At 46.2% G+C, this 14,091-nt stretch carries 8 protein-coding genes; all 8 read left to right on the top strand.

Annotation, left to right across the window (positions count from 1 at the left end):
* The first annotated feature begins 105 nt into the window (after nt 1-105).
* The 8 genes from M3629_RS12170 to pulA all read left to right on the top strand — a co-directional run bounded on the left by M3629_RS12170 (nt 106) and on the right by pulA (nt 14,030).
* Complete coding sequence (locus M3629_RS12170) at nt 106-1,059, top strand: ABC transporter permease (RefSeq protein ID WP_090915459.1); 954 nt, start codon at nt 106-108, stop codon at nt 1,057-1,059.
* Between the two features lie 45 nt (nt 1,060-1,104).
* Nucleotides 1,105-1,977: a carbohydrate ABC transporter permease gene (locus M3629_RS12165; protein ID WP_251506383.1), complete on the top strand. Its 873-nt coding sequence runs from the start codon at nt 1,105-1,107 to the stop codon at nt 1,975-1,977.
* 83 nt (nt 1,978-2,060) lie between these two features.
* Complete coding sequence (locus M3629_RS12160; RefSeq protein WP_090915455.1) at nt 2,061-3,560, top strand: extracellular solute-binding protein; 1,500 nt, start codon at nt 2,061-2,063, stop codon at nt 3,558-3,560.
* 23 nt (nt 3,561-3,583) lie between these two features.
* Entirely contained in the window at nt 3,584-4,687 is a 1,104-nt protein-coding gene (locus M3629_RS12155) for a glycoside hydrolase family 88/105 protein (RefSeq protein WP_154887583.1), read from the top strand.
* A 122-nt stretch (nt 4,688-4,809) separates the two neighbouring features.
* Entirely contained in the window at nt 4,810-6,321 is a 1,512-nt protein-coding gene (locus M3629_RS12150) for an extracellular solute-binding protein (protein ID WP_251506381.1), read from the top strand.
* A gap of 359 nt (nt 6,322-6,680) precedes the next feature.
* A complete protein-coding gene (locus tag M3629_RS12145) occupies nt 6,681-7,940 on the top strand; it encodes an S-layer homology domain-containing protein (RefSeq protein WP_251506611.1) in 1,260 nt (419 codons plus the stop codon).
* A 26-nt stretch (nt 7,941-7,966) separates the two neighbouring features.
* On the top strand, nt 7,967-11,635 hold the full coding sequence (locus tag M3629_RS12140; RefSeq protein WP_435368212.1) for a DUF5704 domain-containing protein: 3,669 nt from the start codon (nt 7,967-7,969) through the stop codon (nt 11,633-11,635).
* A gap of 220 nt (nt 11,636-11,855) precedes the next feature.
* The gene (gene pulA / locus M3629_RS12135; protein ID WP_251506376.1) at nt 11,856-14,030 is read left to right on the top strand and encodes a type I pullulanase; all 2,175 of its coding nucleotides are present in this window, start codon (nt 11,856-11,858) and stop codon (nt 14,028-14,030) included.
* Nucleotides 14,031-14,091 lie beyond the last annotated feature (61 nt).

The raw sequence follows: 14,091 nt of genomic DNA, 5'->3' as shown, positions 1-14,091 counted from the left end.
GCTAAAACGAGATGATAGCCAGTGATTCGATTATCCGCCACAATGGAGACATGAATTCAGGAAGTGATCTTTTGTAATCGTTTCCAACGTGGGGAGGAAGACACTATGAAAGCCGAAACGGCTGCTCGAACAAGGCCCGCTACCCGCAGTGACAAAAACCTGCTCTGGAGGGACGTCATCAAAAACCGGTGGCTGTACATTATGCTGATTCCGGGAGTGCTTTACTTTGTTATCTTTAAATACATACCGATGTATGGGATTACGATGGCTTTTCAGGATTACACGCCGTACAAAGGCATCCTGGGGAGTGATTGGGTAGGATTCAAACACTTCCAGCGTTTTTTTGGAGAACCGCAGTTCTGGACCTTATTTAGAAACACGTTTTTACTTGCGATTTATAATCTGGTTTTCTTTTTTCCATTACCTATTGTGCTTGCGCTCATGATGAATGAGGTTAGGCGGGAGCGGTTTAAACGCTTCGTGCAGACACTGGTTTACGTTCCACACTTTGTTTCCTGGGTTGTTGTGGTTGGTGTGTTCTACATGCTGTTCACGACTGAAGGCGGTGCAATCAATGAACTGCTCTACAACCTGACGGGACAAAAAATTGCCTTTCTGCTTGAACCAGGATGGTTCCGTACGATGATTGTAGGACAATCCATTTGGAAAGAAGTAGGCTGGGGCACAATTATCTTCCTGGCGGCACTCTCTGGCGTAGATACGCAGCTTTATGAGGCTGCTCGGATTGACGGTGCTAACCGCTGGCGTCAGACCTGGCACATTACGTTACCAGCGATTCGGAGTACCATCATCATTTTGCTCATTTTGCGTCTGGGTCACTTCCTGGATACAGGCTTTGAACAAATCTTCCTGATGCTGACACCTACCAACCGTGATGTGGGCGAGGTATTTGACACCTACGTATACACGAAGGGACTTACCCAGGCACAGTACAGTTATAGTGCTGCTGTCGGATTGTTTAAGTCGGTTGTTGGACTGGCGCTGGTGCTTGGTGCCAACACGTTAGCCAAAAAATTCGGGGAGGAAGGCGTCTATTAATGCAACAGTGGCAGACGCTCTTCATCAGACAGGAGTGAACAATAGATGCAACAGGATAAAACATGGGGCAACCGGATCTTTGATTTTGTGAATCATGGCTTATTGTTATTAATTGGTATCGTGACCGTAATCCCATTCATTTATATTTTAGCTGTTTCCTTTACCAGCCCGCATGAAGTGGCTAAAGGCGGATTTATCCTTTTTCCCAAAGAATTCTCCTTGGCAGCTTACCGTTACATTTTTTCTACAGATACATTGATTCGAAGTCTCGGTGTGTCGATCTATATTACGGTTGTCGGTACACTGCTTAACTTGTTATTTACATCACTTATGGCTTATCCGTTATCCAGAAAGTATTTGCGCGGACGCCAGCCGATCCTGCTGGGTGTACTGTTCACGATGTTGTTCAGTGGCGGGATGATTCCAACGTATTTTGTCGTTAAATCCCTGCACCTTACCGACACACTCTGGTCCTTGATGTTGCCAACGGCTATCAGTGCATTCAACCTGATCGTACTCAAAAACTTCTTCCAAGCCATCCCAGATGAGCTGGAAGACGCGGCCAAAATTGATGGCTGTAACGATGTCAGTGTTTTGTTCCGCATTGTGTTGCCGCTTTCGATGCCAGCGATGGCTACCTTCTCACTCTTTTATGCCGTGGCACACTGGAACAGCTTCTTCAGTGCCGTCATCTACATTAACGATAGTGAGAAGTGGCCTGTACAAGTCTGGCTGCGTGAAATTGTCATATTGGCACAGAGCCGAATCGGAGATACGAGCATTGAAGAAACTGAAATCCAGCCGCTTACGATTCGCATGGCCGTTATCGTATTCTCGACTATTCCGATTATGCTGGTCTACCCATTCCTGCAAAAGCATTTTGCCAAGGGAGTGATGCTCGGTTCGGTAAAAGGCTGATTAGGGCAGTGTGTGGTGTGAAGCGTATTACTGAATTGTGAATACCAGTCTGTGACTGTATATCAAAAGGGAGGTTTTCATGAATGAAGGCAACAAAAAAGAAAGCCGTAGCTGTCCTGAGTACACTGGCTCTGGTGACCGGTTTGCTGGCAGGATGCGGATCAGATGAAGGTCAGGCTGCCGAAGGCGGCGTGCAGAATGTATCTATCGCTATTGCACAGGTGGGTGACGTGCCGAGCAAGGGCAACGATGTACAGAAAAAAATTGAGGAATATACCAAAACCAAACTGGACATCCAGTGGATACCGGCATCTGCGTACAATGACAAAATTAATGTCATGATCGCCTCCAGCGACATGCCGAAAATCGTAAAGGTGCAATATAACCCGACGGTAACGAATGCGATGCGAAATGACGTATTTTGGGAAGTTGGACCTTTACTCAATGATTACAAAAACCTTTCTGCCCAAAACGGACGTTTCTTTGACAACATCAAGGTTGAAGGAAAAATTTATGGCGTGCCGGTATTCTCCGATATTGCACGGGCAACTGTTATTTACCGCAAGGATTGGTTTGACAAGTTGAATCTGAAAGTACCAACAACACCGGATGAGTGGTATGAAACGATCAAGACATTGTCTACTTCCGACCCGGATGGCGATGGACAGGCGAATACGTTTGGATTGATGTTGTTCAAAAAGTACAACGAAGATCAGTATTCTTTTACGACTCGTCTTGGTGTGAGCTTTGGCGCACCGAACAAATGGAAGGTTGAGAGTGATGGGAGCTTTACACCAGAATTCATGACACCGGAATATATGCAAGTGATGGATTTGTTGAAACGTTTGTATGAAGAGAAATTGTTGAACCAGGACTTCGCTGTATTTGATTCAACGGAAGCGGAGAAAAAGTATGATTCCGGTGTTGTCGGCATGCGTGTAGGTGTGGCACAGAATGGTAAGAGCCAGCAGGAACGTCTGTCAAAAAATAATCCGGACGGTGTTGTAGATATTGCCGGTCTGTTAGGGCCAAATGGTGACCGTGTAGCTGGACAGACAGGTAACTCGGGTATTCTGGCTTTCCCGAAAGCAACGGTAAAATCGGAAGAGGAACTGAAAAACTTGCTCTCCTTCCTGGATAAATTGATGGATCCAGAGATGGCAACGCTGCTAATGCGTGGTCTGGAAGGCAAACATTACACCAAAGTCGGAGACAACGAAGTGGAAATGAGTGATTTCGATGCTTTCCAGCGTGAAGTGAAGCCATATCGGGATAATTTCCCTTATGTTGATGGTTACAATGTACCTAAACTGAAGGACACCGAGCTTGGAGAAAAAGGAACAGCTTTGGTGAAGGAACTGGCAGAACATGCAGTACCAAACCCTGCATTGACGTTGTATTCTCCAACATATGGTGACCGCGGAGCAGATCTGGATCAGATGATTGCCGACGCGCAAACCAAATACATTATGGGCAAGATCGATCAAAGCGGCTGGGAAAAAGAAATTGAGAATTGGGCTAATGCAGGCGGTACCAAAATCCGCGAGGAATATGCCGAGGATTACAAAAAACAGGCTCAATAAGGAGCGAAACCGGAGGTTTGATCATGAAGGAAACGTTACAACATACACCGATGCGCATGGCCGACCAGTTTATGGAGAGTTATCGCAGCCATGAGCTGTATGCGACTTGGCATTATGAGAACGGTTGTCTGCTCAAAGCACTGGAAGAACTCTACGCTCGTACAGGTGAACAGAGATATTTTGACTATATTCAGGAACTTATGGATCATTTCATTCAGGAAGACGGATCGATTCGGTCCTATACGATTGAGGAATATAATCTGGATCAGATCAACCAGGGAAAATCACTATTTTTCCTGCTGGAGAAAACAGGTCAGGAAAAGTATCGCAAAGCTTCTGAGTTGCTGATGACGCAACTGAAAGGGCAACCGCGCACAAGTGGGGGCGGTTTCTGGCACAAGAAAATCTATCCGTTCCAAATGTGGCTGGATGGATTGTATATGGCGACACCTTATCTGACTCAATATGGAGCCGTGACTGGTGAAGAGAAGTGGTTTGACAAGGCTGCTTTGCAATTGCTTTTGGTGGAAGCACAAACTCGTGATCCACGCAGTGGTCTGCTCTACCACGCTTGGGACGAGAGCAAGGAGCAACGCTGGAGCTCCGGAGATACGGGATGTTCGCCACATGTCTGGAGCCGGGCAGTGGGCTGGTACGTGATGGCGGTTGTAGATACGTTGGATTATCTGCCAGTTGATCATGAGCAACGTGGACAGATTATCGGTATTTTCGAGCGACTCGCAAATGCGCTTATCCATGTACAGGATCAGGAGACAGGATTGTGGCCGCATCTGCTCGATCAGCCAGGACGCGAGCGGAATTATCTGGAGGCTTCGGGCACTTCGATGTTTGTATATGCCCTTGCCAAGGGTGTGCGCAAAGGATACTTGAGCGGGAAGTTCAAAGCGATTGCGGAAAAAGGATATCAAGGCCTGTTGCAGCATCTGTTGCAAACAGACCAAGAGGGTGTGCTTTCCCTGACACAGTGCAATGGGGGAGCGGGCCTTGGAGGAACTCCTTATCGTGACGGGTCCTACGAGTACTATGTGACTGAATCGATTCGGATCAATGATCCGAAATCGGTTGCTCCATTTATTTTGGCAGGGGTCGAGATGGAACTGGCATAACGCCGGTTCTTTTCTCCAAGACATTATGATAGCGCATACATTATAAGGATGAAGGCATCTATGATTGAGGAATGAGGGCAAGTTCGCTGAACAATAGGTTTATCCAAAAGGAGAGATGGTTCATGAGTCCAAAAAGTCCAATGTTTCGCGTAGGAAGCTTCGTTATTGTTGGTGCGATGTCTGCCGGTTTGCTGGCTGGATGTGGGGGAGAAAAAGCTCCAGCCGCCGGGGGAGGAAAAATGCCCATTTCCATTTCATTGATGCAGGTGGGTGATGTACCCGCCAAGGAAAATGCAATCGAGAAGAAGATTGAGGAATACACGAATACCGATGTAAACGTGCAGTGGATTCCGCAATCGGCGTTCGACGACAAAGTCAATGTCATGGTGGCATCAGGGGAGATGCCAACGATTATGCGTGTCAATTATGTACCCACAACTTTTAATGCGGCAAAGACAGGATTGTTCTGGGAACTCGGGCCTTACCTGAAAGATTACAAAAACTTGTCTGCCCAGTCGGAGGCTCATTTTAATAACATCAAGATCGAAGGTAAAATCTACGGCATCCCGAATTTCCGGGATATCGGACGAACGGCAATCGTATATCGGAAAGACTGGTTTGATAAGCTGAAACTGGATATCCCGAAAAATCTGGATGATTGGTATGAGGTTATGCGTTCTGTCCGCAAGGATGATCCAGATGGTAATGGCAAGGAAGATACGTATGGTGCGTTGTTGTTTAAAAAGTATAACGAGGGTGTATCTTCACCGCTGACCCGGATTGCTGTAAGTATTGGTGGAGTCAACAAATGGGGTGTAGACGACGCTGGTAAATTAACACCAGAATTTCTGACTCCTGAATATGTGGATACGATGAAGCTGTTCAAGCGATTGTTTAATGAAGGGTTGATCAATAGTGATTTCCCTGCACTGGACCCTTCCGATGCGGACAAAAAAATGGATTCAGGTCTCGTTGCTATGAAACTGAACGGTGTTGCTCAGAACGGGAAATCATCCCAGCAACGGCTCACACCTAATGCACCGGATGGTGTCATTGATGTAGCGCCGTTTCAAGGGCCAGATGGCATTCGCATTGCCGGTGAGCCTGGAAACTACGGTATGCTTGTCATTCCGAAAGCATCTGTAACGGATGAAGCGCAACTCAAAAAGGTACTCACCTTCCTGGATCAGCTGATGGACGAGGAACTCAGCACGCTGCAATTGCGTGGTTTACTCGATGTGCACTACAGCAAGACCGCTGACGGTAAAACGGAATTGAAAGACTTCGACGCATATCAGCGTGAGGTTAAACCATATCGTGATAATCTGCTAAGTGTGGAAGGATACAATGTGCCTGAACTGGTCGACGTTCCTATTGGTATGAAAGGCACGAAGATGGCTCGAGAAAATGAACAGTATGCAATTGCTAATCCTGCACTTACGCTGTCCTCGGTGATCTATACAGAGCGCGGTCAGGAACTGGATCAGATGATCTGGGATGCGCAGACCAAATACATTATGGGCAAGATCGATGATGCTGGCTGGGAACAGGAAGTTGCCAACTGGAGAAAAGCAGGCGGTGACCAGCTGATCACAGAACTGGAAGCTTCGTATAAAGAACTGAACGGGAAATAAATGAGACTGCCATAAAAAAAGGTTGATTTCATGCAAGGAATAAGTTTATTCTATAAAAGAGGATAAATTCCATAATTTAATAAGTGAGACCACACCTTAAAGCATAAGGCTATGAATCTGCGGATTCATGGCCTTTTTTTGTTTTTTAGGATAAATATTAGGTCTCAAGGAGGGGGAGATAGTCACCTTAGAATCATGGGGAGGTATGAAAATGATACCAAAATACTAGTTATACATGGTAGAATATTGATTATAATTCCATATTTAGGATTTTGGCTTATGTTTGATAAGCAAGTCATCCGTTTGAGCAAATGAAGCATCCCCATACTAAGGTACATAGGAGCGTGAACAGATTGAAGATGAAGCGAGTGGTTCAAGTTAAGAAGAAAAGAAGATTTGTTTATATGATAGGGCTGTTAACAGCAGTCATGATGGCAGGTACATGTCTTTCTTTTGGAATGGGGTCTGGGAAGTGGACGACAGTGGTTAGTGCTGGAGTGAGCGACAGCGTAGGGAGTCGGTTCAGCGATATCAAAGGACACTGGGCTCAGGCAACGATTGCAAAAGCATATGAGAAAAAATTGATTTCCGGCTATCAGGATGGCACTTTCCGCCCGAATGGTAAGATCACCCGCGGGGAATATGCAGCAATACTAGCTCGCGCGACCAGAATCGAGAATGCTCAGGGGCAGGAGCAGTCTTCTTTCTCTGATCTTCAAGGACATTGGTCTGAAACGGCTGTCCGCCAGTTGGTGGGACAAGGCTTTATTGACGCTGGTGATTATGCAGGCGGCTTTAAGCCCAATACGGAACTGACACGATATGAAATGATGAAGTGGATTGCAAACGGACTGATCAAGTCAGACAGCAGTTTTCAGAATGCTTTTAATGATACGAAAAACACCCTACTGCCCACACCCGAAGTAAATCGCGGAACGATCCGTGATGAGCAGATTCCGTACCTCGCTGTAGTGCGCGGAACAGGCATTGTCGGTGGATTTCAAGATGGTACGTTAAAACCAGCAGATACGACGACTCGTGCAGAGGTTTCCGCTATTCTGCTTCGCTACATGGACGTGGAGGGAACAGATGCTTCCAAGTACAGCGACCTGAACGAGATGCGGGAAGTGGGCACGACAGGTACGAATTTAACGACGATTAGTAATTATAAGTATAGCTCTGGCTCTGTCATGATTTCAGATCTATCAGAAGCTGATATTAGCCTTAGTAACAAGTCTGGAGTATTACAAATTCATCGTTTTATCGTTGTGGATGCGACTCAAAGTAAACCAGAAGGAATTTATGCTAAGCTTTTTATGCCTGAAAAATATGCAAGTGGTTCATATAGGACTTTTGTAGATATTTCCTTCAAATCTAATTTAGAAAGTTCTAATTTGATCACATTCAATAGGGGGTTACCTGATTCACTAATACAGTTTAATCGTCTCAATTTGGATGTGGCTAAGAAACAAGGTATTAATACAATACCTATGGACTCGGGACAATTATTAAAGAAGGGTATTCAAAAAAGATTTTGGGTTACTTCAACTCTGAGAAACACATCGTGGTCTTATTCTCTGAAAACAGATCAATTAGGTGAATTTAGAATTCAAAGATAGTTCAGTAGGATGGTGAGTAGGTTGTAATGAGAAAAGTAATATATTCTTGTGTAGCTATATTATTTGGAGTGTTGATCTTACAACTCACAGCGTTAATATTGACGTCAAACATAGTAAATGCTGTTACAAGTGAGTATGGCCCTAAAAGAATGAAGAGCCCTCAGTATGTTACCATACTAGCGAACCCTAGAGTGGGAAATCCAGGAGTGTATTGGTACCAAGAGAATAATGGGAAATTTAGAGCTGATCATTCAGGAGGACCGACCTATGCAAATAATGCAGGGAGTTGCTCAAATCCATTTCCTGCAGCTACAGAGGTTCCTGATAGTGTAGATTTTAGTAATTGGCCACCAACAGACTGGCCTGATTACAATTCTACAAGAATTGATACTAATAAAGTTAAAAACATACGTATTCATGATGTTAAATATCAAGGAAGAGCAGATCAAAATTCGTATACTGGTATAGGAGATATTAGACCTCCGTTCTTATCAACTGTTGTTGGGATCAGGACAATCACTGGAGGATATCATGTACCAACGGAGCATAAGCCATTTGATAATGGTGGTAGAACAACTGCTGGCTGTCCAAAGTACAACGTAGCCTACTTCACCCCTATGGACATCATTTGGGCAGGTGATCTAGAGGAAGAAAAAGAAATTGACGTTACACCTGATACTACCCTAACCATTGGCCAGACCAAACAGATGGTAGCCAAAGTAAAGACCAAAGGCTATGGTTCCACAACGTGGAGTGAGGGGGTCGATGTATCTGGCAGGGAGACGGAGATTAAATGGTTTTCTTCGGACGAAGCGGTGGCAAGCATTGAACTAAAGACAGGTATGTTAAAAGCGGAAAGCCCTGGAACGGTTACGGTACGTGCAATTTGGAACAATGGTACATATCTCATTTCGGATACAGCCACCGTTACCGTGACGTCCGAACCGGGACTGGTTGTGAACCTGCCTAATGCCTGTAAATCTACGACAACACCATTGCAGGCGGAAGCGGTCCTTACCAAATCGGATCGAAGTATCCGTAAATTAACGGTGCATCCCAAATTGACGTGGAGCAGTTCGAATGCTTCTGTGGCGACAATCGGTGCTGATGGCAAAATTACAACAAAGGGTATTGTGGGTACTACGATCATCAAAGCTCATTTTCTGGATACCGCCCAGCGTATAGATGACCAGGCTGAACAAGAGCTTGAGGTCAAGGACTGCTCTAATGGCGGAGGTGGAGGAGACATGGGCGGTGAAGATCCAGGAAACGATCCTGCGAATGCCTGTCCGGTGAGCATCAGTCCACCAAGTCGAGGCGCAGTACTTGAAGCTAAAGTGATGGATCCTTCGGTTCAAGGGGTGCTCAGAGCAGACATCCGGGGTGCCGAGAAATTTGATGTTACACGTGGAATCCCAACGTCGGAAGATTTGTATGCAAATGTTCTCGCCAAAGGATACTTGTTTCAGCACCGATGGGTGAACATGACGGGCACAGTGACCTATGATGTTAAAGTCAAGAAGACGTACCACAAAACGTGGACAATACCAGGCCGACCTTCCCGCGGTGAGGGGGATCCAGGCACACAACCAGAGCCCAAAGAACGTGATGTGCCAGGTGATCGATCGATGCGAGTAACAAGGGGATATAGTTATTGGCAGATTGATAACTTAGAGGTCTACAAATTAAATGAAGCCAAGGTGTCTAACTATGCGCTTGGTGGTTACGGAGGTGTGGTTACGCTGACACCAAATTCTTACATACCTCCAACTCTACAATCTATGACGGATACTGCTGTGCAGAGCCATGTTAAACCTTCGCCATGTCGTGAGATTGATCTGGGTACCCAGACTGTCCCTGGAGGTTCCACTGAGCCGCCTACGCCGATGGAAACTTCACTTTTTCAAGCAGAAGCAGAAGCGGTGGTTCAGGAGAATACAGTTAACAATGACAAAGTGGACTTTAATGGTACGACTATTATGAATAATACCCCAGCCCAGAAGGAAGCCCCCAGACCTAGAATGATTCCACAGCCTCATATGATCGGGGATGATGTGTTTTATCAGAACAGATTAACCATTCAGAACACACTGATGAACAGAGCAGATCAGCCGAGCACGGGTGAAATATTCTACGGACTACTCCCTGAAAACGTAAACGGTGGACAAAATCAGCGGTTTTCAATTCCCGGTATCAATCCGGTCACGGTACATACACCAGTGGTCAACTATGCTTGGGTTTCGGATGACCAGCCGCATAATCAGAAAACAAAGCCAGATCCTGTGCGGGCGGCGTTAATTCTGGAGCGTCCATTCCTGGTTCGTATCCCCACGTCAGGACAACATCTAGATGGAGTACGTTATCCAGGTTACGGAAATCGCGATCACGGGAAGTATTTTCGCAGTAAACAGGTGCGTTTCCCGTTCGATGTTTACACGGATGGCAAAAGTAGCTTTATTCCAGCCAAAACCTGGGTTGATATTTCCGTCAATCAACTGGATACTACCTTTGTGCTTCCTGTCTGGATTGATGAAGGCGCCTATCAGATTGAGTTCCGCAACATCGCAGAGAATGCACCCATACAGTTCACAGAACAACCTGATGCTAATACGGATCTGGCACATCATGTCGCAACGGATACGGTAGCTGTGGAGGTCATTGGGCGATTGTATGATTTTCGAATCACAGATATCGCGGACTATCATTGGGAGAGGGTGTTTCGTCAAAGACCAGGAAGTCCCGAGCCTACGGGTGTTAACTACTGGACAGGAACAAATGAAATTGATGGAGATCCGAGGGGCAACCTGGCTCCGTATGTTTTGCCAATCCGCCCAGGTAGCCACCCTGTGCAGGGATACCGCAATGTCGCTGTGAAGACAGGTTATCACTTTAAGTTTGATGTGAAGACCAAGGGGAACATGTTTGGCAAACAGGATGGTATCCGAATCACACCAACTTTCTTTTATATCCCCAAAGACGGAACCAAGAGGCAGGAAGTGGATTTGTACTACCATCGAGGGCAGCAGCAACTTATCCGTATTGGATCTGCACAGGATGTTGAGAAGCGTTATGTAGTGCTGAACGCAAGGCTACGAAACGTGCCTGGAATGGAACTCAGCGATACAGCACGCTATCAGTACATCCATGAATGGACACCAGAAGATCGGCAGTTGTATACGCTGGAACAGGCGATGGTTCGGTTTGTGACCCAGACGTCACATCGTCAAACTTGGACGGGCAGGTACGATTGGATGATTCTCCCGTCACAGATTCGTACACTCATAGGTCCAAAAACAGACCTTCCTTCCGGGGTGGATATAGATCGGGCGAATGCCGCCATACAGCGCTGGTACGGAGAATATAGCCTGCCAGCCGATGTATATGCTGTTCCCAAAGGCACGAATCTGGAGCGTCTGACCCGAGAAACTTTGCTAGATGACAAGGCTCCTGTATTCCTGCAAGATGGATACATTGTAGTGAACTTTAATCTGGAAACGTTACAAAATGGCAATACACTCGCGCCTCATCTGCAATATATGCACGCCCCATTAATGAATCAATGGAAACTGGAAGGTTTTAATGGAAGTCCAGCGGATGAACAGGGGATAAGATGGCAGACGAGAGATGGAGATGTGGTGTGGTATCATGCAGATCAATCCAGCCGTGATGATTTTCAAGCGCAGGTACCTCATTAGCGAAACGACGGGTTTGAAATAAAAGTAGAAGCTTTATATACGAAGTAGCTGTGATGTGAGTCTGCGTCACGGCTACTTCTTTTTTGTATAAACAGATTATGCTTGATCCGTTGAACGGGTATAAAGGGTAAGGAGCACTTTCCTGATACTCACTTGGCACCACGCTCTACATTCCGTTTTACATGAATAACATACGACGCTCACCGAGAGGGGAATTGATATGATTGACGAAGTTCAACAACAGCAACAGCAGATTGCCCGGAAAACAGATATAGCTTCGATCACGAGTACATATAAAGGGGGGGATCTGGGGGTTACCCTTCAACCGGCTGTTTGTTCTTTCAAAGTTTGGTCTCCCATTGCGATTCAAATGGAACTGCTTCTGTACCCACCCCTCACAGGTGGAAGTCCCGATGACATCCCGAACGCGTTGAAGCAGAGCAACATCCCAATGCATTCCGGTGAACAGGATGTTTGGGTTTTAGAAGTGGAAGGGGATTTACGAGGTTATCGCTATATGTTCAAGCCAACTTTTGCCGATGGAACTTCAACGATCACGGTTGATCCTTACGCGCGAGCCGTAACCATGAACGGTGAAATGGGTGTTATTGTGGACATGCAAGAGACTCACCCTGAGGGTTGGCAACAGGATAAACGTCCCGAATTGAGTCATCCCACGGATGCTGTCCTGTATGAGCTACATGTCCGGGATTTCTCCATTCATGCTTCTTCCGGGATTGCGAACAAAGGAAAGTATCTGGCTTTCACCGAGACTGGGCTTCAAGATGCAACAGGTAATACGCTTGGAATCGATCATTTGGTTGAACTAGGCATTACACATGTACACCTGTTGCCTGTATTTGATTTTGCTACGGTAGACGAGGCGAAGGTAGATGATGATCCTAAGGATGCCTCTAACTATAATTGGGGTTACGATCCGCTACATTACAATGTTCCGGAAGGATCTTATGCATCACGCGCAGATGAACCCGTAACGCGAATTCGTGAATTCAAGTCCATGGTGCTTGCACTTCATCGTAAAGGGATAGGTATCATTATGGATGTCGTGTACAACCACACGTTTGATACAGCGGAGAGTTCATTTGAGAAGCTCGTTCCCGGATATTATTATCGTCAGCATGCCGACGGAACGTACAGTAACGGTTCAGGCACAGGCAATGAAGTGGCAACAGAACGAGCTATGGTTCGTAAATTTATTATCGATTCGGTGCGTTTCTGGGCAGAGGAATATCATGTGGACGGTTTTCGTTTTGATCTGATGGGGCTGATGGATGTTACGACGATGAAACAGCTCGCATCCGAGCTTCATACTCAGGTAGCTCCCTCCATCTTGTTATACGGCGAACCTTGGGGAGCAATGGAATCACCTTTGGGTGATGAGATGACCTTGAAAGGAACACAGCGCGGAGCAGGCTTTGCAGTGTTTAACGATAATTTCCGTGGTGTCATTAAAGGAGACAGTGATGGGGACGGCCAAGGTTTTGCGACGGGTGAAGACGGGAAAGAATCGGAGTTATGGACAGGCGTGCAAGGGTCTATTCATGATTTTACGGAAGGTCCATCTGAGACTATTAATTATGTAACTGTACATGACAATCTTAATCTGTGGGATAAGGTGGCGCGTACACAAGGGTTACAAGATAAGCTAGGCTTTCTGACGTATGATGAGGATGGGAGTATCCGGGGGTTCGACAATGTGGAAGAGGCTGTGCGACAGGCTGATCCTTATCTTCAGATCGATCCAGCGCATGTGCTCGGAAACGAAACCGTGAGACGCTGCCTTCTTGCAAACGGTATTGTACTTACCTCACAAGGTGTTCCGCTGATTGCGGCAGGAGATGAGTTGCTGCGAAGTAAGTACGGAGATGCCAACAGCCATGAGAGTGGAGACGTGGTCAACGCTATTCATTGGGATCAGAAGCAACGATTTAAGCCCGTATTCGACTATTACCGTGGCCTGATTCGCCTGCGGCGGGAGCATCCTGCTTTTCGCCTGCGTACACGCGAAGCGATTGAGAAGCATGTTCGACTTTTGCAAAAAGATAAAGGACTTTTAGCATTCGAGTTGCAGGGTGCAGATGTGAATGATGCATGGCAACGGATTATCGTGATCTACAATGCGACCAAAGAATCTCATCGGATCTCTATCCCTTCAGGCGCATGGAGAGTGGTTGTTGAAGATGGACAGGCTGGTGTAAATACGCTTCGTACCATCGAGGTTACGGAGGAAATGGAGGGCAACAATAACATCCACGATCAGACTCAGCATAGCAAGAAGAGCACCAAGAGCAGCTCAGACAATCAAGAGACTAACAACAATCAAGTACAGGTCAGCATATTATCCATGACCGTATTATTTTCGCAGTCCTCTTGAAGAAAGTAGGCTTGTACAAGGATAACAAAATGTCTGTTTTTATCTAACAACAGGGCAGTGA

The sequence above is a fragment of the Paenibacillus polysaccharolyticus genome (assembly GCF_023714295.1).
In the GTDB taxonomy this organism is placed as follows: domain Bacteria; phylum Bacillota; class Bacilli; order Paenibacillales; family Paenibacillaceae; genus Paenibacillus; species Paenibacillus polysaccharolyticus_A.
The sequence above is the reverse complement of the archived record's forward strand: the minus strand, read 5'-3'. Positions and strand labels throughout refer to the sequence as shown.